Here is a 26,078-nt window from a genome sequence, read left to right as displayed (position 1 = left end):
GACCACGACTTCCGAGACGACGCTCGGCCTGACCCGCACCGTCCGGCGACCGTCGTCCCGCGCCCGCGACCGCGCCGTCGAGCTTGGGCGCTGGCTGACGGTGCTCACGAACCCCGAAGACCGGATGATCGGAGTCGGCGGCGATCGCGATCGCGACGTCAGGACTTGGCGAGCGGCGGACGAGCGGCGGGCCGATCTGCCGAACGTCCCGGTCCTGGCCTGGGCCGAAACGCGTGCCGTGGCGGATCTGCGCGCGACGATCCGACGCGCAAACGGCGACCGCCCGCCCCCCGCCCATCGCCCGACCGGCCACGCCCTCGTCGACGCGCTCTGGTCGATCCAACCGCCCGACGCCGTGATCGCCGCCCGGTGCAACCACCGCGGCTTCGGCCTTCAGTTGGCCCGCGAGCTGGGCGAGGCCCTGCCGGGCGCGTCGCTCGTGCGCAGCCGCGGCGAGGTGGCGACGCGCGTCGGGCGGCAGGGCGACAGTCGGAGCGAGGCGGTCCGGGTCGGCGCGACGGCGTGCGTCGTGAAGGCCGTCTGCTCGTCGGCGGGGCGCGACCGCGTGGGGTGCCGTTGGACGGCAGCGGCGGTGCGGCGGTGGACGGCCAGCTCGATCGACTGTTCGCGGGGCACGGGGAGGCCGTCATCGAACCGTGGCTCGACCGCACAGAAGACTTCGGGGCGGTCGGATACGTCGACGACACGGGGCAGGCGCATCTCGTCGGCCTGCACCGGATGCGGGTGGATGGGCGGGGGCGCTTCAGTGGGGTCGATGTGCCGGCGACGATGGGCGGTGCTGGGCAGGACGGGGGGGACGTCGAAGCCCTCGGCGCGCAGCTTGGGCTGCGTGCGGGCGATGCGGAGCGGCTGGCGGAGGTCCACCGCAGCGTGGGGATGGACTGGCGCGCGCGGGCTACCGCGGGGCGTACGGGATCGACGCGTTCCGCTGGCGGGACGGGGAGGGGCGGGTGCGGCTGCACGCGCTGGGCGAGGTGAACGCGCGCCTGACGATGGGGGTGGTGGGGCGGATTGCGGCGGATCGCGGGGGAAGTGTGCAGGGCCACGGGATCGAGGATGAAGGGATCGTCCGGCGTCTGGTCCGCCCTCTCACCCCCCCCCCGCCGACCCTCCCGCAGCAGCCGCAGCCCGTTGACGATCACGAGCAGGCTCGTGCCGACGTCGGCGAAGACCGCCATCCAGAGGGTGGCGATGCCGGCGAGCGTCAGAACGAAGAAGACGGCCTTGAGGCCGATGGACAGGGCGATGTTCTGGGTCAGGACCCGGGCGGCCCGCCGACTGAGGTCGAAGAACTGCGGCACCTTGCGGAGATCGTCGTCCATCAGCGCCACGTCGGCGGTCTCGATGGCGGTGGCCGTGCCCGCGGCGCCCATCGCGAACCCGATGGCCGCCCGCGCCATGGCCGGGGCGTCGTTCACGCCGTCGCCGACCATGCCGACGTCGCCATACGCCTCGGTCAGCGCTTCGATCGCCGTCAGCTTGTCCTCGGGCAGGAGGCCGGCGCGCAGCTCACGGATGCCGACCTCGGCCGCGACGGCGCGGGCGGTCGTGATGTTGTCGCCGGTGAGCATGACGACGTGGATGTTGCGGCTCAGCAGCGCCGCCACCGCCTCCCGGCTCGTCGCGCGCACCTCGTCGGCGACGCCGATCACGCCGATCGGTTGGCCGTCCGACCCGACGACGACGGTGGTCTTGCCCGCCCGCTCGATGAGGTCGAGCTCGGCCTCGACGGCCGGCGAGCACGTGGCCAGCTCCTCGGCCAGGCGGTGGCTGCCGACGAAGTAGCGGCGATCGCCGATGGAGGCCGTTACGCCGCGGCCGGCGAGGGACCGCACGTCGGTGGCGGGGAGCAGCGGCTCGTCCGGGTGCTCGGCCTGCCAGGCGGCGACGACTGCCTTGGCGACGGGGTGCGTCGAGTGGACGTTCAGGCTGGCGGCGATCTTGAGGATCTCGGCGGTGGGCAGGCCGTTCAGGGGCACGATGTCCGTCACGCGCGGGGCGCCATGGGTCAGGGTGCCGGTCTTGTCCAGGGCGACGGCCCGGAGCTTGCGCCCGCGCTCCATGAAGATGCCGCCCTTGATCAGGATCCCGTGCCGCGCCGCGGCGGTCAGGCGCTGACGACGGTCACGGGCGTCGAGAGGACGAGGGCGCACGGGCAGGCGACGACGAGCAGGACGAGCGCCTTGTAGACGGCGTCATACACCGGAACCTGGAAGAGCAGCGGCAGGCTCACGGCCACGATGACCGCCAGGAGCACGACGACGGGCGTGTACCAGCGAGCGAACGCGTCCACGAACCGCTGCGTCGGCGCGCGCTGGGCCTGGGCCGACTGGATCGTCCGCGCGATCCGGGCGAGCATGCTCTCTCCGGCGACGGCGGTCACCCGGACGTCCAGCGGGCCTTCTTCGTTGATCGTGCCGGCGAACACCGGGTCGCCCACCTGCTTCGGGACCGGCATGCTCTCGCCGGTGATCGGCGCCTGGTTCATCGCCGAGACGCCGTCGACGACGACGCCGTCCAGCGGCGCACGCTCGCCCGGGAGGATGCGGACGATCTGATCGATCCGCACCTGGCTGGACGGAACGCTCTGCAACCCCGAACCGACGCGGAGCAGCGCGATGTCGGGCGAGATGGCGGCCAGGCTTTGGATCGCGTTCCGCGCCCGGTCGAGGGCCCGGCCCTCGATCGCTTCGGCCAGGGCGAACAGGAACGTGACCATCGCGGCTTCGGGCCAATGGCCGATGATCACGGCGCCGACGACGGCAATCGCCATCAGGAGGTTGATGTTCAGCGTGCGCGCGCGGACGGAGCCGATCGCCTTCCGCAGGGCGGTGCGGCCGCCGAGCGCGATCGAACCGACGACGAGGAGCGCGACGAGCCAGGATCGATCCTCGCCGGTGTACCACGCCGTGGCCTCGGCTGCGGCGGCGAGGAGGCCGGAAAGGGCGAGGAGCGCCCAGCCGTCGGTTGGCGAGTCTTCGTGCTCCGCGGCATGGCCGGCGGACGCTTCGGCGGCTGCTGGCGCGTCGTGCGACGTGGCCGCAGCGTCGTGCGCCTCGTCCAGGAGGATCGCCTTCAGGCCGACGGAGTCGATGGCATCGCGGATCGTCGCGGCGCTCGGCAGGCGGTGGAGGACGTTCACCTGGCGCCCGAAGATGTCGAACTGCAGCTCATCGATGCCGTCCATCGTCTTCAGGCGGCCGCGAATGAGCTGTTCCTCGGCGGCGCAGCACAGGTCGGGGACGCGGAACCGGGCGGTGCGCGGGGCTTCAGCCGAGACGGTCATGGTCGAGCCCCTGTTCGAGGAGGATGGCGGCGCTCGGTTCCATCCGGCAGTAGCAGTATACGAATCGCTGCTCGCTGCCGGCGGGCGTCACGTGGGCCTCCTGGAGGCTCTCGGTAAGCTGGAAGTCCGTGCCGAACTCGGCGTGCAGGGTCTCCGGCCGATACTGCACGACCGGCAGCCCGCTGCACTGGCTTGGCCCGTCGGTGGCGAACGTGGCGATGATGACGTGGCCGCCGCTCTTCACCGCGCGGCGCACCTGGGCGACGTAGCGGGCGCGATCCGCCGTGTCCGTCAGGAAGTGGAACACGGCCCGGTCATGCCAGATGTCGTAGGCGTCCGCCGGCAACGCCGCACGGGTGATGTCGGCTTCCAGCCACGTGACCCGATCCGCCAGGGAACCGAGGCGCGTGCGCGCGACATCGAGCGCGGCGCCGGAGAGGTCGGCCACCGTGATGTCCGTATAGCCCGCCAGCAGCAGATCGTCGACGAGCGTGGAGAGCGCCGCCGCCGACATCGATGATGCGGCCCGTCGGCGGCACCTGGGTGCGGCGGATGAAGTCGAGGGACCGGAGGGCGTGCTCCTGGAACCAGCTGACTTCGGAGGCCGACTTCGTTCGGTAGATCGTGTTCCAGTGGGTTTGGGGGGTCATGGGTGGCGCCTGCTCGCTCGCGTCCTGCGCACGATCGCAATAGATCGCAACAGTGAAGTGTGGGAATCGGAAGTATAGGACGACCGGCGCAGGGGGGTCGGAACATTCCCGAGCCGCATCCGCACGTGCTACCATCGCCGTCGACACTGCCCCGCAGAACTTCGCCGCACGACTGGCCCGCACACTGGCCCGCACACGGCTCGACCCGTTCCTTCCTTCCCACGCTACAGGAGCACGCAGATATGATTCGCAAGCTTTCCACCGACGAACTCGCCGCCCGCCCCGATTACGTCCAGTTCTTCAAGAGCCTGACCATCGGTGAGGGCGGCATGGCCTCCATTGCGGGCGAGGGCGTCGGGCGGCAGTCGCTGAAGGGGCGATTGAAGCTGGCCGCGACTGCTGCGAAGGTGCAGATCAAGTTCCGCCGGTCCGACAAGGCGACGGTGGTGTTCGAGGTGGTTGGGCGCGACGGGGCCGGTTGAGTCGCGGCCCAGTTGAGTCGCGGCGCATTCGCGGCGGCTCACCATGTGTCGCTCACATGTATCGACAGCACCGCATGAACGCTCGCTTCACGATGTTCATCGTCTACGTGCGTGACCAGGACGCGAGCACCCGGTTCTACGCGTCGGTGTTCCAGGATGCGCCGAGCATCCACGAGCCGGGCATGACCGAGTTCGCGCTGGGCGACGGCGTTTCCCTCGGGCTGATGCCCGCCGCGGGAATCCGGCGCCTCCTCGGCGATGCCCTGCCCGACCCGGACGGCGCCGGAGGAATCCCGCGATGTGAGCTGTACGTGGTCGTACCGGACGCCGCCGCGTGCCTTCAGCGCGCGCTCGACGCCGGCGCCCGTGCGTTGAGCCCGCTGCTGCCGCGCGACTGGGGGCAGCGGGTTGGCTATTGTCTTGACCCGGATGGGCACGTGCTGGCGTTCGCGGAGGTCGAGGATGTCGCTGAGGGCGCTGAGGGCGCCGATGTCGCGAATGGGTGACGGGCGGGCGACGGGCGGGCGGTAGGTCTGTGGGCGGTAGGTCTTTAGGCGATTGCCGCCCCGGCGTCCGGAACGCAGCGACTTCAGGTGCATCGCCAGCCCCAACGCGAACAGGCCACACCAGACCGCGACGCCGATCCCGCCGGCCCAGGGGTAGTCACCGTACTCGTCGATCCGGCCGAACTCCATCGCATCCAGCAGAACGAAGAGTCCGAAGCTCAACGGCCATGCCGCCGCGAATGCCCAGAGGCCGACTTTGGAGCCCAGCGTCGCGGCCTGCAATCGAAATGCGGCGATCAGCGACGCGGCCGAGAGAAGGGCGCCCCAAAAGCGGGGTAAACCAGGTCAGGAGGGTGAGCACGCCGACGCCGAGGACGGCGAGGACGAGGGCGACGATCCGCCAAGGGTCGCGCGCGCCGCCGACCCGCGCCAGCATGCCGTTCAGCGCGACGATCGTGACAAGTCCGACGATCAGTCCGCCCTCCGCCAAGAGCGCGTAGAGGGTGTCCCAAGGGACGAGGCCGTCGGCTGACTGGAGGAGAAAGCCAACCAGGATGACCAGCCAGCCCGCGGCAGCGGCCAGCGCGGCGGTTCCGGCAGAGCGGTCGAGGCGGGCAATCACGGAAGACCTCCGATGGGGACGGATGGGCGCATGCGCGCACTGTACCGTTTCGTGAAATGGCGGCGCAAGGGTTGGCGCCGCAGCCGCTTGCCCCAGCCCCCACCCCCGCTATAACGCCCCGCCACCCAGGAGCGTCGCCCACATGACTCCCCAGCAGTTCGTCGACCGTTGGCGCCACGTCGACCAGAAGGAGCGCTCCGCCTCGCAGTCGCACTTCATCGATCTGTGCGCGCTGCTGGGGGTTCCGGGGCCGATCGAGGCGGATCCGACGGGCCAGGACTACGCGTTTGAACGCGGGGCGACGAAGTCGTCGGGCGGCGAGGGGTGGGCGGACGTCTGGAAGCGCGGCTGCTTCGGGTGGGAGTACAAGGGGCCGCGGAAGGATCTGGGCGCGGCGTATGAGCAGCTGCAGTTGTACCGGGAGGCGTTGGACAATCCGCCGCTGTTGATCATGTGCGATCTGAAGACGATCGTGGTCCACACGAACTTCACGAGCAGCTTGAAGCGCGTCGAGTCGTTCGACTTGGACCGCCTGCTACGGCCGGAGTCGCCGGATCTGCTGCGTTGCGCTTGGACAGAGCCGGAGCGGTTCAAGGCCAAGGAGACGGTCGAGGCCGTCACGATGAAGGCGGCGGCGGAAGTGTCGGCAGCGTTGCCAGCGGCGGCGGCGGTCGCTGGATTCGCGGTCCCCTTCCACTCCATCGGAATGCGCGCCGCCGTCAGGCTTCGGCCGGCGGGAGCGCGTTGGCATCGCGGCAGTCAGCTTGACTCACGTCAAGGTCGCGCTACTCTCCGGGAGATGGACGAATCTCAGAGGCGCGCCACCCTTCTTTTCGAAGTTGACGCTCTCGTCGTCAACGCGCGGGTCGCGTATCGCGAGGCGTCAGCGCAGGAAGAGCGCGAACTCGTGGCGGTACACGCGCTGTGGTGTGCGTTCGTGGATAGCTTGGGAATTGTCAATCCACACGAAACTGGGAGGACACGCAGTACGGGTGGACGCTGAGAGTTCTTTGTCAGGCCGTTGAGTGTTCTCTAGCGATCAGATGTCTCTCTGAGAGCGGATTCTTAGAGAACGCATTGGCACTCAAGCGCAACTACTGTGAACTGCTGCTCACCGCGATTGGTATTGGATACGATGCCAGCATCTATCAGGACTGGATGCGCCGCAAGAAGCGGGTTTGACAATTTTAACAGTCTGCGCAAACGTGCTTTGTCGAGCGGTCGTGTGCCGCCGCTTGAGAAGGAGGGGACTATCCCTCTACTAAAGAAGTATTGGGTAGAATCATCTGGGATCTACTCACGCCAAGTGTCTCCCGGAAGTATTCGCATTGCAAGGATCGGCCATCGGCTGCATACCGAACCAAAAATAGTGACCACCGAGTGGTATCCGAAGCGATGCGCAATGGTTCGCGCGCTCGTGATGAACGTAATCTCTGTCGGCGTGGGCGCTTTTGATTACGCAGCGCAAGCCAATCTCCATACGCCGGATCACGACGGCGGAGGGCGTCCGGAAAGTTGTGTAACCGGAAGGTGGCGTAAGGTCGGAGGGAGAACGGTCTCCGGACGATGGCGAACCGGGCCAGGGCGCAAGAGCGCCCGGGCCCGGCTCCCCACCGCCCGGACTCTGGTGTAGGCTGGAGGTCCAGCAACGACCGGGGTCAGGGCGGCTTGAACCGTGAGCCGGCCGCGCAAGCGGCACAAGAAAGGACTCCCTTCGTGAGTGAAAAGACCCGACGCGAGAGCGTGGCGCAGGCCCGGGCCGCGCGGTTGGCCGAGGCCGTCGTGGAGGCGACGGCCGGGCGGCCGGGGGTGTCGATGCCGTCGGCGGAACGCGTGATGGCCGAGTTGGCAACGGCCAAGTCGGTCAACGACTTCTACGGCAAGGACGGGATCTTCGCCCGGCTGTTCGCCAAGACCATCGAGGAGATGCTCGAAGGCGAGATCACTGCGCATCTGGGCTACGAAGCGCACGAGGTCGTCGGCCGGAACTCCGGCAACAGCCGAAACGGGCGCTATCGACGCACGCTCAAGACCGAGGGCGGCGAGCAGACGATTGCGGTGCCCCGGGATCGCAACGGCTCCTTCGAGCCGCAGATCATCGGACCCTACCAGCGGCAGACCAACGAGATCGAGGAGAAGATCCTGGCGCTCTACGCCCGCGGCCAGTCGGTGCGGGACATCCAGGACGTGCTTGAGGAGCTTTACGGCATCGACGTCGCCCCGGCGACCATCAGCGCCGTCACGGACAAGATCATGCCGCTGGTGACCGCCTGGCAGACCCGGCCGCTGTCCCCGGTCTACCCCATCGTGTTCCTTGACGGGCTGCACATCAAGCTGCGCCGCGAGAACAACCGAGTCGAGACCGTCGTCGTCTACATCGTCTTTGCGATCGATACCGAAGGCCATCGCGACGTCCTGGGACATTGGGTCAGCGACGGCGCCGAGGGCGCCAACTTCTGGCTGTCGGTCCTCACCGACCTCCAGAGCCGGGGCGTCGAGGACATCCTCATCGCCTCTATCGACGGGCTGGTCGGCTTCGACGAGGCCATCCGGGCCATCTTTCCCAAGGTCTGCCTTCAGCGTTGCGTGATCCACCAGATTCGGGCCAGCCTCCGCTACGTCACTTGGAAGGATTACAAGGCCTTCATCGCCGATCTAAAGACGGTCTACCGAGCCCAACTCGGGACGAAGCAGAGCGCCAACTCTTACGCTCGAAGAGGTCTGGGGCAAGCGCTATCCCGCAGCCGTGCGCTCTTGGCTCACCCATTGGGACGACCTGGCCACCTTCTTCGACTTCCCGGCCGAGATCCGCAAACTCATCTACACGACCAACCGCATCGAGGCGTACAATCGCCAACTGCGAAAGGTGATCAAGACCAAAGGCTCCTTCCCGACCGCCGATGCCGCCAAGAAGCTCCTCTACCTGGCCCACGTGAACATCTCCAAACGCTGGACTGGAGCCATCCAAGGCTGGCCTCTCGTCCTCAATCAGCTCGCCATCCGCTTCGATGACCGCCTTCCCCTCTGACCTGTAGCCGGCTGGTTACACAAGATTCCGAATGCTCCCCGACGGCGTCAGAGAACTCATCGACGCTATAGACGCTATGTTTAAGAAGCGTGACTGGTCGTGTACTGACACCGCGTAAGCGGGCAGTATCCCCGCCTCCCTGCACGTCGAACATCGGTTCGCCTCTGCTTCCCACCCATGCGCTCCTACGTCCCGCATCCTTCCCATCCGCGGCGGCGTCCACGCCGACGACTTGGCCAGGTCGATCGTGCTGGACCACGTGACCTGCGTCGTCGACACGACTGTCGGCTGGCGGGAGCCGTGGCCGGAATGCGCATCAGAGGCAACTTGACAAGATGGCGCGGTTACCTGATGCTGCGGGCACAATGGTGTTGTCGACGCGTCGAACCTGTCCGTCGGCCGGCGGCAGTGAAGTTCTATTCGCGAGTGCCGATTGGATGTTAACGAGTGGCACTTGTCATTGGTCGCCACGGCCACAGTCACAGCCTTGGACAGACTCACGCCGCAAGCCTGATGCGCTCAGACCTGGGCCGGGGCTGAGCCGGCAGGTCGAGGTGCTCGAGAAGCCACTCGAACAAGTTGTTGGGCGACTGGCCGAAGAATCGCTCGGCGGCGGTGCTGCCGTCCGGGCGCCGGGCGTAGAAGTTGTGGATCGTGGTCAGCGCTTTCAGGCGCGGTTTGGAGAGGCGGTGGAGACCGTGGTGGTAGCGGTCGAGGTGGCCGTTTCGCCCCTCGACGCAGGCCGAGGAGCGGACGAACAGGGCGACCTGGGCGGCGGCGACGTGTTCAACGTGCTGTCGAACAGCCGGATCCAAAGCCATGAACGGACTTCCCGGTGTTCGAGCCTTGGCCAGGAGGGCTTGACTCACCGCGGTGATGGATGCGCGATCCGCCGCGGTGCGCGCGCGAGCGGCGGCGCGGGCCAGGTAGAGGCTGGGCAGGAGTTCAGTGCGCACGGCGTCCAGCACAGCAGGCGCCAGGGCCAGCCCTTCAAGGGCGCGCTCCAACTGTCCGTGGAAGAAGGCGACCGCTGCGACGAACTTGGGCAGTACGCGGCGGGCTTTGGCGATGCGTTCTCGGCAGCGCTCGGGGAGGTTGGCGCGCCCTGCGACGTCGTCGATCGTCGTGAAGGCGGTGGTGAACGCGTCGCGGATCATGTCCGCCGTTCGGAGCGCGCCGGTCGCCAGATCGTATGGATGGTAGGCGCCGCTCAGGCCGCGAACGGCAGCCTTGACGTCGTCCCTGTCGTTGCAGACCGTTTCGTAGGCAGTGCGCGGGGCGTCTTCGGCCGCCTGCGCGGCGGCGATGTAGCGGTCGTAGTTCATCGGCCGGCCGGGGCCCCGGGGACCTTTTTCGTAGTCCGCCTTGTTCGCGCGCCAGCGCGCCGTGTACGCCTCGGCCGCCTCGAGCACCTCCAGCGGCCGGTCCAATCGAGCAGCCAGCGGGCGGCTGGTCGCCTTGAACAGGTCGCGCTGCACGTGGAACAGGTCCGGTCCGTAGCCCACCCCCAGGCCGTCGCGGGCATGCGCGATCAGGCCCTTGGCCTCGTCGCCGACCACCTGAACCACGGTGACGGGCAGCCCGGTGAGCGCGTCCGCCAGCGCCTTCGTCCACGTCGCTCCGTCGCGCCGATCGCTGTACTGCTCCACGAGGATCAGCCCGCTGTCCGCATCGATCGCCACCAAGCACGTCTCGGGATGGAACGTCTCGTCCTCGCACACGACGATCATCCTCGGCGCCATGGCGGCCCCGAGTCGACGTCGTTCGGCGTCCGCGTACGCCCCCAAGAGCTCCGTCATCCGCGTCATCACTCGGTACTGGCTCCCGTGCGAGGCCCCGACAAAACGGTCCAACTCGCTGAGTTCCAAGAACTCGCCCACCCGATCGGCGCCGCAGCCGCCTGCCTGCACGAACACCAGATGGGCCGCCGTGACGATCCGGTGCAGCAACGCCAACCCCTCCGGGCTGACGAAGTAGTCCCGCGACGCCGGCGACGCGTCGATCCCCGCCTTCTGCCCCAACCAGTGGTACAGCGTGCTACTTGCCACCCCAGCCTCGGCCGCCGTGGCCCGCACCCCCCGACCCCTCGCCCGCCCTGTTTCGGCACTCTCGACAAGAGCCACCATCCGCGCCCGCTGGCGGTTCGGTGTCACTGGCGCCCGACTCTCGGCGGCGGTATCCTGTCCGGACACGGCTCGGCTCCCGGTTTTGGCAAGTCTGCAAACTCACCATACCGGCCCGAGCCGTGCTTGTCTATGCCCTCTGAGTTGCCCCTACGCTTCCGCCGTGTCCAAGGCTATGACTGTGGCCGGTCGCCACCTATGTTGACAGATGTACACTGTACGGAGTCGTGTGATGAGCGCACGGTTCTTCCGCCGCACCTTGATGGGGCTGTATGGCGCCCGTCTGCCTGGCCATTGCGAGGATGGCTCAGAACTCATTTCAGAAACCTTCTGAGGCACCAGGAGATCAAGGCTGCAGCCAGAACCCGCGGTAGTTCGCGAGCTTGCGTTCGAAGCGGATCAGGGAGTCGCCGGTGGTTGTCCATCCAGGCGTTGGCTCGTTCGACCTTCCACCTCTCACCGATGTTGGGTCCGACGACGGGCGGGCGGCCGATCCGCGGGCGCCAATGAGCAGGCCGTCGCGTCACCGGGATGGTCGGCTTGATCCCCTGTGGCGGAGCGACTGCCGAAACGGTCGGCTGTCATAGGCCTTGTCGGCGATCAGCTCGGCCACTCGGCTCCTCGGGCGACCGCGACCTGGCCTTGGAACGCGAATCGAGCTCAGCGTTGCTTCGACCATCGTCATCTCGTGTGGCGTCGCGCTGGCCACATGGAGCCCGATCGGCAGACCATTGCCCTCGGTGACGATCATGATTCTGCTGCCCTTGCCGATCTTCGTTGGGCCGACGCCGTCCCCCCCTTTTTGGCCGCTACGAAGCTGCCGTCGAGGATTCCTTTGGACCAGTCCAGCGTCCCCTGCTCATCGAGCATGCCAAGGAGTGATCGCCAGACTCGCTCCAGTGTCCCGTCCTCGGACCACTGGGCGTGGCGGCGCCAAGCTAGTTGCGTACGCCCCGTACTCTCTGGGCATGTCCATCCAAGCGCACCCCGTGTTCAGCACGTACAGCACACCGTTCAAGACGCGGCGGTTGTCGACGGGCGGCCGTCCTGTCCGCTTGCGCGGTCGCGCGACCAGCGGTCCCAGCACTTCCCACTTCTTATCGGTCGGCTCGTGTCGGCTCCTGTCGACATTTCTAGCCAGCCCTGCCTGCGGTTGTAGAAATGAGTTCTGAGTCATTCGTCAGGTGCACGACGTGTCCATCTGAGCGATTGGCCGTGCATCCACCTACCGCGTCGTCGCGCCGTACGGCAGGTACGTCGGGCGCATCGCGCGCCCACTGCGGGGTGCTCTAGGCGGAGCGTAGTGGTTGGTTGTAGGCACGTCTAGCCTCAGTGCGCGGCGGTCTGACTGAGAGCGTGGATCAAGGGTCGCCTCGAGCGTGAGTCTTCGCCTCATGGTCGCTCGTACAATTGTCCACATGTGTGCCATCAGGGTCACTTCGCGTGCACGCCAGTTCCGCCTATTGCATCGACAAGGATGGTTTGGTACGGTTGAGCCGATTCGATCACCGTTTGGTCGCAGTCAGAAAGTGAAGTTGCCGTCTCTCAAGCGAGGTCACGAGTAATGTCACTGGACACCGCGTCACAGCTTCTCAGGATGCCCCAGCGCGCTGACAGTCTCGTTCAGGCCACTACGATTCTTAAGGCGGCATTGCGCGAGTGTTCGGAGGAGGAATCGCCTAGCATACACGTAGCGATTCTAGTGGCGCGCATCAACTCGGAATTTGCGATTAACGCTCCGACGCCAAGTGAGCGAAGGACGTGGTGGTTGAAGGCGGTTGATACCCTATCGCAGGCTATTCAACTGAACATCCATTTTGAACTCGTGTCACAGTTTGCCGACACCGTTGTCGATGCATATTATGATAGTTATGCCGATATTGCAGCCTCGGTGCTGCGCACTCAACTTGCGCGCGCCAGCAGGCAAATCCATGAAATGCTTGGTCCTTCACATGTATTAAGCGATATACAGCAATCCGCACTACTGTCCAAGCTAGCCTTAGTACTGCGCGTTAAGGCAATTTCGCAGCTCTCTTTTGGGGATCGTCATGAGCCTCTTGAGCGAGCGCTGCGAACAGCTGAGAAGGCAGTTAGTCTCGATCCGAGTAATCCGGGTGCAAGGCTCGAATTCGCGAACTGCTATTGGGGACTTACCAGGTACGCAGCATCTGACACTGACTATATGCAACAAGTGTCGTTGTCTGAGGAACAATATCTGGAAGCTGTTAAGACAACCAGAAACGAAATGGCAGATCTGTCGTTAGCACGATTCTATCGTCTGACCTTTCAAACATCCAAGGCGTGCGATACCTATGCCGCGACTCGCAGCTATATATCAAATCGCCGTCTATTACTTCGAGAAGCACACATATTCGCAGAAGCATCCCAGAATCTATGGTATAGGGACTATCCAGAATCCTACTTGAACCCGTACTTGGTAGACGCTATCCGTGATACGCAGTCGGCTATCGATAGTGGATTCGGGTATGCGCGCCACATCGTCAATCTGGCTGTGTTATATGCAATGACCGGTGATATGGACGGAAGTCAGACAATTCTAGCCTCGGGAGCTGGGGCTGGAACGGTTCCCTCGACTGGAACTCACTTGCGCGCTTGGTTACAGATGATGTATTGCAGGCAAATGGCGACGACCTCGCAAACACGTGGATTAGCATTGGGACTAACGGATCCTATGGTTCTGAATCGACTGGGAACTTACATGATTGATTTCCAGGCAAAGCCGGATGTTGCGTTGGCATTCTATAATGCCGCAGAGAGACTAGCTCCTAAGAGTGCAATCATACTCACCAATAAGGCTCGGCTCTTGATCAGTGCAGGAGATCGTTCACGCGTAGACGAGGTCGAAAGGCTTCTTCAGCGCGCAAGTAGCTATGCAGATCGGCGCTTCACATGGTGGCGTGCGTACAGGAACACGGTAGCGGAATGGAGAGGCAGGTCACCACGACCCAAGGCCGGCCGTGCAAGCGTCGATCTGGGTTCGTCTTTCTTGACACGGCGCGCCGCGTTCCACCGGATTGAAGCACTTGCAAGCCCCAACGATCGCGGGCTCCAGTTTGAGCGATTTGTCGCAGCGATAATAAAGACGTCCTTCACCACGTCCAGTGGATCACATACGATCCCCGGCGCGCAGCATGACGCCTTCTTCATGCATCAGGATAAGCCATTTCTCGTCGAGGTCAAGTGGGAGTCTTCTCCAGTCGATCCTGGCACAATGAGAGAATTCATCGGTGGGTTGGATGTAGTTGGACTTAACGGAGTATTCATCTCAATGCGAGGATTTGGGGTGGAGGCAGTCAATTCTGTTAAGAAGCAGATGACCAATCGCTGCATTCTTCTAATCGATGGCGAAGAGATGAGACAGGTCGTCGAAGGTGCGATTCCCTTCAATCAGCTAGTCGACTTCAAGTACTTCCACTTCTATCGAAATAGAGATCCCTATCGAAAGCTGCCTGTAGAAAAACGAACGCTTGATGCCATGCCAAATGGTGGAAGACCGACTGACTTGCCCGCATAAGTCAGAACTCATTTCAGAGTAACCGTTCAGCCGGTTGCCCTGACCGCGTGACAGAACGTATGGTCAGCATCCGGCGGGGGTGGTAGCGGGGATCCAAGTAAAGACTCCAAAGAGCCGGAACGGGATGCCATAGGGGGCGACGGGATCGGGATCAGGGCGCGGATCAAGGCGCAAGCGAAGCCGGAGGCGGCGACCTTGGGCGAGGCAACGCTGGAAGCTACGCAAGCCGATCTGGAAGTAGCTCAGACCGCGCTCGTCGTGCGGATCGAGCACGAGACGGCGGCCATCGTCCGCCAGGAGGGTGCCCTCGGTGAGAGCGTACAAGGTCGCGGTCGCCATGACGAGGGTGAGCCGGTCGGTGTGGATGGGTTCGGTGAGTGGCGAGTCCTCCCAGTTCCAGCCACCCGATTTGTCGTCACGGATGCTCTGTCCGATGCGCATGCGACAGCGGTAATTGGCCAGGGCGGCACAGCAATCGGCTCGGTCGCTGGCAATGTACCACGGCTCGGTGGCAGGTGCCGGAGCCTGTGTGATGTGGATGTGCAGCGGCCCGACGCGTTCGCCACCGTCGCCGAGCAACCGCACATCGGCCAGATGCAGCAGCGTCTCGGGACGCGGTCGCCAGGCGTCGAGCCGGCGTCAACTGCCGTCGGGCAAGAGCACGACACTGTCGGCCTTGAGCCGCAGCAAGTAGTGCCAGCCAGAGGCCGTGCACCACTTCATGAGCCGACGATGCCCGAAGCCGCGATCACCGAGCAGTGTGGTGCTGCAGGTCGCTGGCAACAGAGCGCGCGCCTCCTCAAGCACGGCGACGTACCAGGCGTAGCGGACGCTGTGGCTGTGCGTGTCGAACGTCCGCCAGCACAACAGGAAGGCCCGCCCACGGAAGCACACCGACACTCGGCAGACCACCCACGCGCCGTTCGGATTCGTCCCGTCGAAGATCAACAGGATCTCCTTGCCGGCCCAACCGGCCAAGACGGCCCGGATGAACGGCCGGTAGTAGGCCGCCACATCCACCTGCGGATTGTTCAGCCATCGCAACAGGCGCCGCAGCTTGCTCTTGGCATTGGCCGGACCCGCGATGACCGTCAGCCACTGACTCAACAACGGACTCCAACAGATCAACAGCGCCGCCACCGCCCACGCGAACACCCGCAACCGGCGGATGTCCTCCGCGGATTCCCTTGGCGTACCACCTTGAGGACCTTAGAATGGGCAATCAGGCTGGTGGACATTGTTTCTCTCCGTCGGGTTGGTTCTTGGTCGAACCGTTACTCTACAGAGAGCGGACCGTGTCCGCCAGCCTAGCTCATATGTTCTGTCGCGCGGTCGGGTTTCGTTAGAGAAAGGTCTAGACACTCTTGCCAGGCGGCGGTGATACACTGCTGTAATGTGGAAGCGCGGGTTGACCGCACTCGGCTCGATCTTCGGGATCTTTCTGCTCCACTACGCGGCCACGATGGCGGCCATGTGGACGCAGTGGGTCCCGTGCGCGGAATATGGGATGTTTCCGGACGATCCCCGCTACTGGTGCCCCATATGGATGAGGATAAGCAGCGCTCTCCTCCTCGTGCTCCTCCAACCTATGTACGCGTGGAAGCCCATCCGCCGGGCGGTCTCGAACTACAGTGAGCCGCTTGGTATGGTGGCCAACAGCCTATTCTGTGCGGTGGCCATATACGGACTGCTCCTGCTAGCTGGCCGCATCCGTGCTCGGCGGAGGGCGCGGCTTGCCGATAGGGCCTTAATGCCCCCGTGACCGAACTGACCCATTACCCAAGCATCGGATCTTCGTGTGGCTACAGCACGAGGTGCTTGCAAATGATGCCACAATCGTATTTGCGCGTGACGACGACTATATGTTCGGTATGTTGCATTCTAGGTCACACGAGGTCTGGGCGCGCCGACTTGGTACGCAACTCCGTGAAGCGGAAAGCGGGGGCCGATACACACCTGACCTGCCCCCTTCGTTTAGTCCACTCATTATGAGAGTCCGGCGCTCGGATAGGACAGCAGGGCGAATGCCGCCGGCGACTGGTGTCCCAGCGCACTGTGCGGCCTGATGGTATTGTAGTCATGGCGCCATTCGGCGATGACGGCTCTGGCGTCGGCAAGGCTGGTGAACCAGTTCTGGTTGAGGCACTCGTCGCGGAACTTGCCGTTGAAGCTCTCGATGTGGGCGTTCTCGACCGGCTTGCCCGGTGTGATGAAGTCGAGCGTCACCTTGTGGCCGTAGGCCCAGGCGTCGAGTGCTTTGCCGGCGAACTCTGGTCCGTTGTCGACGCGGATCGAGTCGGGCACACCTCGCTCGGCAACGACGGCATCAAGAACGCGTGTAACGCGTTCGCCGGGCAGAGACGTGTCGACCTCGATGGCGAGGCACTCGCGGGTGAAGATGTCCAGCACGTTGAGCGTTCGGAACGCTCGGCCGCTGGAAAGCGTGTCGCGCACGAAGTCCATGGTCCACGTCTGTCCGGGTCGCGACGGCAAGATCTGCGGTTGTCTTGGAAGGGCCACCCGCTTGCGCTTTCGGCGCCGTACGGCCAAGTCTGCCTCTCTGTACAATCTGTACACGCGCTTGTGGTTTACCGCTCCAACCTCACGCTTGAGCAGAAGATGAAGCCGCCGATAGCCGAACCTCGGGCGCTCAAGCGCGATAGCGTGCAGCCGATCCCTCAAGGCATGATCAGTGGTCTTCCGCCCTCTGTACCGGACCGACGCACGACAGGCAGCGATCAACCGGCATGCCCGTCGCTCGGAGATGCCGTGCGTCTCAGCCGCGTAGCCTGCGGCGGTCCGGCGGGCCGCAGGCGTTACCATTTTTTTGTGGCAAGATCCTTGAGCACCGCGTTGTCCAGCGACAGGTCGGCCACTAACTGCTTGAGTCGGCGGTTCTCGTCCTCAAGCTGCCTTATCCGTCGCAGTTCGCTGGCGTCGAGCCCGCCGTACTTGGCCTTCCAGCGGTAGTACGTGCCGCCGCTGATCCCGTGCTGACGACAGACGTCGCCCACCTTCTGGCCGGCATCCGCCAGCTTGAGGATCCCGACGATCTGCTCCTCTGTGAACCGGCTCTTGCGCATGGTCCGCCTCCTTCACACCTTCAGTGTAGCCGGAGACTCTCATTATGGCTGGACTAGGTTCCGGGGAGCACGTCACACCCACCACCACCTTCGAAACCTTCCCCTTCCCTTGGCCCCCCTCCACCGAACCCCCCAACGACCCCCGCGTCATCGCCATCGCCGCTGCCGCCCGCGACCTCGTCGAACAGCGCGACCGCTGGCTCAACCCTGAGGGTGCGACGGAGGCGGAGCTGAAGAAGCGGACGCTCACGAACCTGTACAATCAGCGACCGATGTGGCTGGAGTTGGCGCATCGGCGGTTGGATGAGGCGGTGTTGGACGCGTATGGGTGGCCGCGGGACCTTGGGGACGAGGGGTGTTGGAGCGGTTGTTGAACCTCAACCTGGAACGGGCGGGGCGGCAGTAGGACTCGATTCGGAAGGTGACCGCTGCGTCACCCGCGCGCGGAAGGAATCGGACCATGACCACGCAACAACCGCACCGCATCAACCCCGACCCGGCGCGTCTCGCTACCGTGGCCGTACTGGCGCTCACCGTCATTGCCGTGTTCGGCGCCAACCAGTCAAGCCGCGCACAGCAGTCCGACATCCCCGTGCTTCCCGTCCCGGCCTACGGACAGGGGAGCAGCCCGTGGGGCAGCGAACCGGTAGGGGGTCCGGGAGGATGCCTCTCCATGTGGATGGCCGGCTGCTTCTATACGTCTCGGGCAATGGTCTTCAGCTACTACGATGGCGCGAAGCCCTCCAATCAAACGCCAGGCCACGTGAGCCGATGCTACGGCCAATGCGCTGCACCTTTCAGAGGATGCGAGCCACCAGGCGTGAAGTTCGCGGTGGCCAGTGGAGACGCAAAGGTCTGGTTGTCTTACAAGGATGCCCCCGATCCTGGCGACGTCGATGCGCGCACCTTCTGGGCCATGGTCGAATCCGAGCTCCGGGCACGCCGTCCGGTAATCCTCTCCTACACAGAGCCACAGTCGTCGTCCGGGCAGCACATGGTGGTGCTAACAGGGCGCACGGACGGCAAATGGATCATCAATGATCCGATGGCCAATGATCGCAACGGCGGGACGGTCGCATGGGCCACCAACACACGAGGCGAGTTGTGCAAGGTGGACGGCCTGAGCGACTGCCGCTCGGTGCGATTCATGGTGCCCGTGCAGGGTCCAGTGCCTGCTGGTGGCGATTGGTCACCCGTCCTGCGGGTGACACTTCCCCATGTCGAATCGACGCGGTATCCCCTCGAAGCGGATGTCTTGGTCATCAACGGCGCCGAGCGCGTCGCCCGCTTCAAAGGTCGCGTGGCGATCGCGGCGAACGGCTCGTCGACACCCGTCACCCTGACCGGTGCGCCGGACGGAACGTACGATCTGTACGTACGCATCCCAGGCTTTCTGTCGCACCACGCCACCTTCACGATCCCGCTGCCCCAAGGCTACATCGACGTGTCGCCATCGTTCGTGCCGGGCGACATCGTTCGGGACGACGTCATCAACGCGCTCGACATGTCCGTGCTGATCAGCGACTACTACTCCGATGCCGAGCGCTCGGACCTCAACGGTGACGGCAGCGTCAACGGCATCGACTATGCGATGCTTGAGGACACCTACGGCAGTTCGGGTGCCCTGCGCAACCTGCGCTATGGCCGCCCGGCCGAGCTCGATGCCGAGACCGCTGCACCGGCAAGCGATGCACAGGGGCGCGCATGGCTCGAGGCGGACCGGACGGATGTTTCCGTCGGCCAGGAGGTCAACGTACACGTGTACGCCGACCCGGCCGGGGAAGAAGCGCTCGCGGCCGACCTCATCCTGGGCTTCGACCCCGGGGCACTCGCGTACGTCAAGACGACACCCGGACCCGACTTCGTACAGGTGCAGGTCGCTCCGCCTACCGATGGCGGCCGCGGCCGCCTGGCGCTTCGCGCTTATGGCGACGTCGGCTCCGTACCGCTCGGCGCGCCGGCGCGGATCGCCACGCTCACTTTCAATGTCCTGCGCGGCGTCGAGGCCTCCACGATCGCCCTCGAACACAGCGCAGGCCGCACCACCGACAGCAACCTGGCATCCGCCGACGGCGTCGATCTCCTGGCCCAGGCAACCGGCGTGACCCTCCGGCTGCGCGGCGAACCACGGCCCGCGGCCAGCGTGGCGTTCCTGTGGCCCCTGCCCAACAAGCGAATGCTTGCGACGGAGCACACCTTCGCCGTCACGGCCGAGGACGGGTTCGGGGATATCGAGCGCGTCGAATTCGTGGTGCGTCACAACCGTGGTGCGCAGGAACTCAGCACGGACTGGGATGGCTCCGACGGCTGGACGGCACGCTGGAACCCGGTGCAGTACGAGGACGGTGACGGGCCAGCCGGAAGCCCATGGCTCCCCGAGCGGTTCCAGATCGATGCCCGTGCGTACGTGCGCGCGCAAACGATCCCAGCCGTCATCCGCAGCCCCTTGTACGAGTTCGCGTATCCCCAGTACGCCCTCGACAGCATCATCGTGGCGATCAACCCCGGCGCCGACATCGGAACCGTGGTCACCCGCCACGGAGGCACGCCCGACGACGCCAAATCGATCTTCGGTGCCGCGAACACCTTCACGGTCATGATCCCCCAGGTTATCGACTGGGAGGCCATCGAGCCGCTCGTGCGGGCGTACAACGACGATCCGGATGTGGACTACGCGGAGGTCAACGGGATCTTCAACACCTCGGAGGGCGCAGCGGCGGACCTCCTGCGCCGGGGAGCGTTACTGGCGCCGGGATGGAATCTGATCGCATTGCCCGCGGATGCCCGCCCAAGCGACGTCGCCGAACGCCTCGCCGCTTCCGGCGGGGCGCTGGATCGCGCCTACCTCTATGCCCCGCTGAGCGCCGACGGGCCGTGGCTTCGCGTTCTCTCCGGGACGGACGCGCCGTGGTCCGAACTGCCGGCCAGCCGCATCTCCGCCGCCTGGGTGCATGCACGTTACGCTGCGAACGCCGCACTTCCGGCCAGCACCGCAGCCGCCGTTCCGCTCCAACGCGGATGGAACCTCTGGGGATTCAACGGCCCAAGCCCTGTCACTCCAGCGACCGCTCTGCAGAGTATCGCCGGGCGCTACGATCGCGTCGTCGGCCTGATGAGTTCGTGGCCCGACGCGCCGTGGCTGACGCACGATCCGCGCCAATCTGCGTCCGACACGTTGCGCCACCTCATGCCCGGCCGCGCCTACTGGCTGCACGCCACGGACGACGTCACGCTGCCGAACGTGTCGATCGGCTCGATCGGCTCGATCGGCTCGATCGAAGTCGGCGACGCTCCCTTCGCCCTGGATCAAGCCGCAGGCGACGCCGCCCCCGCGCTTCCCATGACGCTCATCGGCGAGCTCTCGCTCCCGAGCGATGGGCCGTCGGGAAGCGCGCCGAACGAAGTCAGAGCGATGTTCGGCGGCCGCATGATCGCACGCAGCGCCGTCGTGCGACGAGGCAGTCGCGCCGAATTCGCGCTGGACATCCCGTCCCTCGCCGATCCATCGGAAGCTTCGCCGCTGACGGACGGTGACTTGGTGACGATCGACGCGGGCGTGTCGTTCGAGGCGCTCCGCCTCCGCTGGCGGAGCGGCAGCTTGGGCCGCGTCATGCTGGCACCCGCCCGCACGGCTCCTCTCACCCCAGCGCCGATGGCGACGGCCACCGTGCCGTCAACACGTCCGAACAACCGCTTGCACTTTCCGGTTGCGCTACGTGGAGAGCGTCTCACCGGGTTCGTCTATTTCGGAGCTGGAACAAGCCTCATGCTTCCACCGGAAGGCATCGCTACCGGCAACATCGCCCTTGACGGCATTCCCCTCTACGATACCGACCCCGACACGGAGGTCGCCCTGCTGTGCAGCCGACCGGAAGGTTGCGCGGTCCGCTTCGAAGGCGCCGGCAGGGTGCGCTACGACACCGGGATGGACGAGCTCTTGGGGCAACTCCTCGATGTGTCCGGCTGCCGATCCGTTTGCCGACGCATCCGCGCCGTCGAGGCACTGCCTGACGGACGCGCCATCGAAGAGTGGATTCCACCCGATTTCCCAAACGCCACGCCCAGGCCGCTCGTGACCCCCTCGCCGATCGCATCCGCTATGCCGCCCGCGACACCGATACCGGTCGCGACCCACCTTCCGCCGCTGTCCTTACGAGGCTCGTTGCCGACGATACGCGCGGATTGCGTGGCACACGATGATCGGTTCGCCTACGTGGGCGACTCCGGGCAGGTGTCGGTCGTAGATGTCACGTCCGCCGAAGCGCCCGTCGTGGTCCAGACGATTCCCGGCATCGGCTGCCCCTTGGCCGTTGCGAACACGCATCTGCTGGGCGCATCCGGGCGGGCGGTGCGCGTCGTCGACGTCTCGGACCTTCCGGCCGCCTATGCCGACTTGGGAATCCGACACAGCCAGGGCCTGATATCGATCTACGGCCTTTCGGCTATCGGCGTCAGCGGATCGAAGATCATCGCCTCCGAAGGCCGCAACGTTATCCGCGTGTTCGAGCGAAGCGATCCGCTCCTGACGCAGCCCTCGGGTCATACGGTGACGGGCTTCGTGAGGGAGGCCTTGTGGATGGAGCAGGCCGCCGGATTCGTGGTGGCCAACATGGACAAGGGGCTGGCCTACGTCAACGCGTCCGGCGACGTGCACACGCAGGACGTGCCGGGCACCCCGCTGGGGCTTTGCACCGACGATGGCTTCGTGGCGGATGACTCCTCGTCGTTCTACGTCGCCTCCGCCAATTACGGTGTCCTTCGCATGGTACAAGAAGCCGTGGCTGGGCAGCTCGATACCCCGGGCAGCCCGCAGGCCATCGACTGTTCTTCTGGCCGCGTCTACGTCGTCGATCGCCGGACGGACGGTCCCAGCGGCGTACTGATTCTCGACGCAGACCTCAATTCGCTGGCATCCACAACAACGGACGGAGACGCCCAAGACATCGCCGCCTTCAATGGTGTGATCCTTCTGGCCGATGGCGAAAGCGGGCTCAAAGTACTATCTGACGTTGAGGAATAATGGGGATTGCGTGCACGAATGTACCGCAACTCGAGAGCCCAAATGAACGCATTCTATCCGTCTGCGTGCCTGATCTTCATGAGATGCGCGGTGCTTCAGCGGGAGATAATGACTGCGCTCACAACGATGGGCCACGCCATCCTTGATCCCACCTCAATCCACGGATGGTCCAACGCCAGACCACAAGTGATCCAGCCCCGGATCACCCATGATCCCGCCCCGGATCACCCGTGATCTAACGCCCAACCATGCATGGTCCGGCGCCCGCCCCCACCCCCGCCCAACGAAAACGGCGGCGGCCCCATCGGACCACCGCCGCCCCATCACCCGCCGCCGACCGCCTGCGCTACACCGTCACCGCCACCACCTCGCGCCGCGCAAACGGCCGCAACGACTGCGCCAACGCCCAGACGAGCGGCGCATAGATCGCGAACATCAGCATCCAGCCAAGGACCGCTCGCCACAGATCGATGTCGTCGACCAGCTGGCGGAGCACGAACAGCGTCGGCACGATGGCCAACGCGGCCAGCGCGAACCGCACGGCGCGGTGCAGGTCCGTGCGGCCGAGGGCGAGGGCGGCCAGCAGCAGGTACGGCAGCATCGGTGCCCCGGCGGCCAACCCCATCGGGATGGTGGCGACGATCGAGAGGACGCGCATTGCGATCTGCCGGCCCATGGGCCAGGCGGAGCGCCGTGCGATCGCCGCCACGGCCTGGCCAAGGCCGAACACGGCGAAGATCCCGATGATGCCCAGCGTCCCGCCCCACGTGACCTCATGCTCCGCCGAGATCACGCGCATCCACACGCGCGCCACGACGCCCCAGATCGCCCCCGCCAGCGCACCCGCCAGGATCGCCGCCCGACGGTCTGCCGGGAGGACGAAGCGGGAAAGGACTGGGGCGATCGTGCTGAGGGAGGAAGGTGGGTACAACATCGCTCTCGGACGGTAGCGCCCTCGCGGAGCGCGGTCAATGCGCACAGCATACCCGCAGATCGGCCGCCCGGACCGCCGCGACACCGCCGCGCGGCCGTCGCGCAACCGTCGACGGGCGGGCCAGCGACCGGCGCTCGTCGGGCGCGGGACCGCCGCCGGTCCCTCACGGCCCCGCCCCACATCCGCTCCCCCTTGCTAGCCGTTGCTCGCCGCCGCTCGGTCTTTAAGATTGCTTATGTCTTGACATTGCCCTTCCGCTGTGTTACTCTAGCCCGCGGTAACCCGCAGATCGCCTCCGCCGCCGTCCCGCCGTGTCGCGGGCCCCACCACGGACCCGGGTCGAGGCGCAGAAAACAACACGCGACCGAAGGAGGTTCCGAGATGACCACGTTCGTGCGTGCCTTGGCACGCGTACGTGCCCTGACGCTGGTCGGGGTGGCAACGATGGCTGGAGCGGCGATCATCGGCCATGCCGGCACCGTGCAGGCCAGTGGTCTGCAGACGGCCCTGCAGCAGGGGACGACGGTGGCGGTTTCGCCGGCCGTCGCATCCGTAGGGTGCGGTGAGACCGTGACGGTCGACATCCAGATCAACTCCGTCACCGGCCTGTATGGCCTCGACTTCAAGCTGAGCTACGACCCCGCCGTCGTCGAGGTTGTCGACGCGAACGCGGCGGCGCCCGGCGTCCAGATCCAGTCCGGGCCGTTCCCGGACGTGACCGCTGGTCAGGGCCTCATCCAGGTGAACAACGTGGATATCGCCGGCGGCGTCATCAGCTACGCCGCCAGCCTGATCAACCCGACCCCGGCCGTCGACGGCAGCGGCGTCGCCGCGCAGGTGACGTTCCGCGGTCTGGCGGCCGGCAGCTCGCCGCTCAGCTTCGTCTCCGTCCTGCTGAGCGATCGACAGGCCAGCCCGATCACCGTCACCCCGGTGGACGGCACCGTGCGCGTCACGTGCACCGGCACCCCGCGCCCGACCGCCACGCGCCCCTCCGGCACGGCACCGCGCCCGACGGCTACCCGCCCCGGCGGCGGCCCGACGGCCGTGCCGTCGACGGACAAGTGCTACCACGTCGTCGCCAAGGGCGAGACGATGTACGGCATCGCGGCGCAGTACGGCACGACGGTTGCCGCGCTGCAGCAGTTGAACGGCATCGCCAACCCCCACTGGATCGTCGCCGGCAGCCGCCTCAAGGTCCCGTGCGGCAGCGGCCCGTGGCCGACGACGGTCCCCGGCGCCACGGCGGTACCGGGCGGTCATCCGGGCGGCGGGAATTGCTTCCGCTACGTCGTGAGGCTGGGCGACACGCTCTACCGCATCGCGGCCACCAACAATGACACGGTGTACGGCATCGCCTCGCGCAACGGCATCGCCAACCCGGACCGCATCCGCGCCGGCCAGTCGATCTCCGTCTGCCCGAGCGGCGGCGGTTCGTACCCGCCGCCCCCGACGGGGCAGTGCAAGCAGCAGCACTACGTGAAGCCTGGCGAGACGCTCTCGGGCATCGCGTGGATGTACGGCCTGAGCACGTACGTCCTCCAGCAGGCGAACGGCCTGTCGAACCCGAACCTGATCTACGCCGGCCAGACGCTCTGCATCCCGTAGGCTGACCAGCCCACGGTCTCATCTGCAGCAGTGCGGCCGCGGATGGGGAGCAGGCGGCTGCGTGATCGCCCAATGTGAGTAGACTTGCGGGGGTCGCCTTCGGGCGGCCCCCGTTCGCGTTTGGTGGAGATCGCGAACATCGTCGACCCACCGAAGGGCGGCCACAAGGGCCGCCCCTACACGGAACGACTGGACCGTGCACCGCCACTATCCCAGGAGCACCCCGCCATGACCCCCGTGGCCATCGACCTCGCCACCGGCGCCGCGCTGGCCGCGGTCGGGGCGTTCGCGGCGTATCAGATCCGTCTGCTGACCGCCGGCGGGGCCGTCGGCGCGACCGTGATCGGGGCGCTGACGTTTGGCCTCGGCGGCTGGGAATGGGCGCTGCTCCTCGTGATCTTCTTCGCCGTCTCCAGCGCCGTCACGCAGTGGCAAGCCGACGAAAAGGCCGAGGCCGGCCGCACGTTCGCCAAGGGCGGGCGGCGCGATCTCGGCCAGGTCCTGGCCAACGGCGGGCTGCCCGCGCTCCTGGCGATCCTCCACTGGCGCTGGCCCGACGCCTGGCTGTTCGCCGCCTACACCGGCGCCCTCGCCGTCGCCACCGCGGATACATGGGCCACCGAGGTCGGGCTGCTGGCCGAGGCGCCGCCCCGGCTCGTCACGTCGGGCCGGATCGTGCGCCCCGGCACATCCGGCGGCGTGACCGTCCTCGGCACCGTCGCCGCCGTCGTCGGCGCGGCGGTCGTCGGCCTGTCGGCGGCCGCCCTCTACAGCCTGCGCGACGTCGTCACGTTCGGCGGGCTGGGCATGTGGAGCGCCGACGGCCTGCCTCTTCTGCCGATCGGCGCGCTGGCCGGGCTCGTCGGGACGGCCGTCGACAGCCTTCTGGGCGCCACGCTGCAGGCGCAATACCGATCCGGGGGCGATCGGGGGGGCCGTGGGGACGTCATCGCGGATCACGACGACGGTGTGCCGCACGGCGGCACCGCCCCGTCCCCACACGGCGACACGGAGCGCTCCATTGGCCTCGACGGGACGCGGAACGAACTCGTGCGCGGATGGCGGTGGATGACGAACGACGGGGTGAACGCGGTGGCGGTGGCGGTGGGGGCGGGGGTGGCTTGGGTGTTGGTAAGCGGAGTGTAAGCGTAGGTCGTCGTCGACGCGGCTGCGGCCGAGT

At 66.0% G+C, this 26,078-nt stretch carries 16 protein-coding genes and 3 pseudogenes; 9 read left to right on the top strand and 10 right to left on the bottom strand.

The features are described 5' to 3' along the window. Positions 1-158 precede the first annotated feature (158 nt). Positions 159-3,307 (bottom strand): annotated as a pseudogene (locus IPG72_00915) (heavy metal translocating P-type ATPase). Then, positions 3,291-3,957 (bottom strand): annotated as a pseudogene (locus IPG72_00910) (methyltransferase domain-containing protein). The pseudogenes IPG72_00915 and IPG72_00910 overlap by 17 nt, the downstream one beginning before the upstream one ends. A gap of 242 nt (positions 3,958-4,199) precedes the next feature. On the opposite strand from IPG72_00910, the gene IPG72_00905 reads away from it, so the two are divergent. Both IPG72_00905 and IPG72_00900 read left to right on the top strand, forming a co-directional pair. Further along, on the top strand, positions 4,200-4,439 hold the full coding sequence (locus tag IPG72_00905) for a hypothetical protein (GenBank protein MBK6767602.1): 240 nt from the start codon (positions 4,200-4,202) through the stop codon (positions 4,437-4,439). A 74-nt stretch (positions 4,440-4,513) separates the two neighbouring features. After that, positions 4,514-4,945, top strand: coding sequence for a glyoxalase (locus IPG72_00900; GenBank protein ID MBK6767601.1), 432 nt, complete (start codon positions 4,514-4,516; stop codon positions 4,943-4,945). A gap of 157 nt (positions 4,946-5,102) precedes the next feature. On the opposite strand, the gene IPG72_00895 is transcribed toward IPG72_00900, so the two are convergent. Further along, a complete protein-coding gene (locus IPG72_00895) occupies positions 5,103-5,567 on the bottom strand; it encodes a hypothetical protein (protein MBK6767600.1) in 465 nt (154 codons plus the stop codon). Between the two features lie 142 nt (positions 5,568-5,709). Between IPG72_00895 and IPG72_00890 the strand changes: the two genes are divergently transcribed. Together IPG72_00890 and IPG72_00885 are read left to right on the top strand one after the other, a co-directional pair. Then, complete coding sequence (locus IPG72_00890) at positions 5,710-6,570, top strand: hypothetical protein (protein ID MBK6767599.1); 861 nt, start codon at positions 5,710-5,712, stop codon at positions 6,568-6,570. Positions 6,571-7,283: 713 nt separating this feature from the next. After that, complete coding sequence (locus IPG72_00885) at positions 7,284-8,579, top strand: IS256 family transposase (GenBank protein MBK6767598.1); 1,296 nt, start codon at positions 7,284-7,286, stop codon at positions 8,577-8,579. 513 nt (positions 8,580-9,092) lie between these two features. Here IPG72_00885 and IPG72_00880 read toward each other — a convergent pair. From IPG72_00880 to IPG72_00870, 3 genes are all read right to left on the bottom strand, one after another. Beyond that, positions 9,093-10,643, bottom strand: a complete 1,551-nt coding sequence (locus IPG72_00880; GenBank protein MBK6767597.1) for a hypothetical protein — start codon at positions 10,641-10,643, stop codon at positions 9,093-9,095. 598 nt (positions 10,644-11,241) lie between these two features. Next, positions 11,242-11,469, bottom strand: a complete 228-nt coding sequence (locus tag IPG72_00875) for a transposase (GenBank protein MBK6767596.1) — start codon at positions 11,467-11,469, stop codon at positions 11,242-11,244. A gap of 108 nt (positions 11,470-11,577) precedes the next feature. Further along, the gene (locus IPG72_00870; GenBank protein ID MBK6767595.1) at positions 11,578-11,805 is read right to left on the bottom strand and encodes a transposase; all 228 of its coding nucleotides are present in this window, start codon (positions 11,803-11,805) and stop codon (positions 11,578-11,580) included. 681 nt (positions 11,806-12,486) lie between these two features. Here IPG72_00870 and IPG72_00865 point away from each other — a divergent pair. After that, positions 12,487-14,253 carry a restriction endonuclease gene (locus tag IPG72_00865; protein ID MBK6767594.1) on the top strand — a complete coding sequence of 589 codons (1,767 nt, stop codon included), beginning with the start codon at positions 12,487-12,489 and terminating at the stop codon, positions 14,251-14,253. A gap of 63 nt (positions 14,254-14,316) precedes the next feature. Here the strand turns inward: IPG72_00865 and IPG72_00860 are convergent, their stop codons facing one another. The 3 genes from IPG72_00860 to IPG72_00850 form a co-directional block, all read right to left on the bottom strand. Further along, positions 14,317-14,832: a hypothetical protein gene (locus IPG72_00860; protein MBK6767593.1), complete on the bottom strand. Its 516-nt coding sequence runs from the start codon at positions 14,830-14,832 to the stop codon at positions 14,317-14,319. 60 nt (positions 14,833-14,892) lie between these two features. Next, positions 14,893-15,393: a transposase gene (locus tag IPG72_00855; protein ID MBK6767592.1), complete on the bottom strand. Its 501-nt coding sequence runs from the start codon at positions 15,391-15,393 to the stop codon at positions 14,893-14,895. Between the two features lie 846 nt (positions 15,394-16,239). Continuing rightward, positions 16,240-17,336 (bottom strand): IS3 family transposase gene (locus tag IPG72_00850; GenBank protein ID MBK6767591.1). Its coding sequence is split into 2 segments (ribosomal slippage): positions 16,240-17,075 and positions 17,075-17,336, totalling 1,098 coding nucleotides; the frame shifts between segments, so codons are not numbered across the junction. 74 nt (positions 17,337-17,410) lie between these two features. Between IPG72_00850 and IPG72_00845 the strand changes: the two are divergent. Continuing rightward, a pseudogene (locus IPG72_00845) lies at positions 17,411-17,742 on the top strand (class I SAM-dependent DNA methyltransferase). Between the two features lie 54 nt (positions 17,743-17,796). After that, positions 17,797-22,356, top strand: coding sequence for a hypothetical protein (locus IPG72_00840; protein MBK6767590.1), 4,560 nt, complete (start codon positions 17,797-17,799; stop codon positions 22,354-22,356). A 346-nt stretch (positions 22,357-22,702) separates the two neighbouring features. On the opposite strand, the gene IPG72_00835 is transcribed toward IPG72_00840, so the two are convergent. Further along, positions 22,703-23,290 carry a hypothetical protein gene (locus IPG72_00835; GenBank protein ID MBK6767589.1) on the bottom strand — a complete coding sequence of 196 codons (588 nt, stop codon included), beginning with the start codon at positions 23,288-23,290 and terminating at the stop codon, positions 22,703-22,705. A gap of 381 nt (positions 23,291-23,671) precedes the next feature. Between IPG72_00835 and IPG72_00830 the strand changes: the two genes are divergently transcribed. Together IPG72_00830 and IPG72_00825 are read left to right on the top strand one after the other, a co-directional pair. Beyond that, on the top strand, positions 23,672-24,898 hold the full coding sequence (locus IPG72_00830; protein ID MBK6767588.1) for a LysM peptidoglycan-binding domain-containing protein: 1,227 nt from the start codon (positions 23,672-23,674) through the stop codon (positions 24,896-24,898). Between the two features lie 228 nt (positions 24,899-25,126). Next, positions 25,127-26,044, top strand: a complete 918-nt coding sequence (locus IPG72_00825) for a DUF92 domain-containing protein (GenBank protein ID MBK6767587.1) — start codon at positions 25,127-25,129, stop codon at positions 26,042-26,044. Positions 26,045-26,078 lie beyond the last annotated feature (34 nt).

This window comes from Candidatus Avedoeria danica, from assembly GCA_016703025.1.
Taxonomy (GTDB): domain Bacteria; phylum Chloroflexota; class Anaerolineae; order Epilineales; family Epilineaceae; genus Avedoeria; species Avedoeria danica.
The sequence above is the reverse complement of the archived record's forward strand: the minus strand, read 5'-3'. Positions and strand labels throughout refer to the sequence as shown.

Bases quoted from the DNA above. Each gene is read 5' to 3' on its own strand.
- IPG72_00905 (MBK6767602.1), top strand. From the start codon at position 4,200: ATGATTCGCAAGCTTTCCACCGACGAACTCGCCGCCCGCCCCGATTAC.
- IPG72_00900 (MBK6767601.1), top strand. From the start codon at position 4,514: ATGAACGCTCGCTTCACGATGTTCATCGTCTACGTGCGTGACCAGGAC.
- IPG72_00890 (MBK6767599.1), top strand. From the start codon at position 5,710: ATGACTCCCCAGCAGTTCGTCGACCGTTGGCGCCACGTCGACCAGAAG.
- IPG72_00875 (MBK6767596.1), bottom strand. From the start codon at position 11,469: ATGATCGTCACCGAGGGCAATGGTCTGCCGATCGGGCTCCATGTGGCC.
- IPG72_00840 (MBK6767590.1), top strand. From the start codon at position 17,797: ATGACCACGCAACAACCGCACCGCATCAACCCCGACCCGGCGCGTCTC.
- IPG72_00835 (MBK6767589.1), bottom strand. From the start codon at position 23,290: ATGTTGTACCCACCTTCCTCCCTCAGCACGATCGCCCCAGTCCTTTCC.
- IPG72_00830 (MBK6767588.1), top strand. From the start codon at position 23,672: ATGACCACGTTCGTGCGTGCCTTGGCACGCGTACGTGCCCTGACGCTG.
- IPG72_00825 (MBK6767587.1), top strand. From the start codon at position 25,127: ATGACCCCCGTGGCCATCGACCTCGCCACCGGCGCCGCGCTGGCCGCG.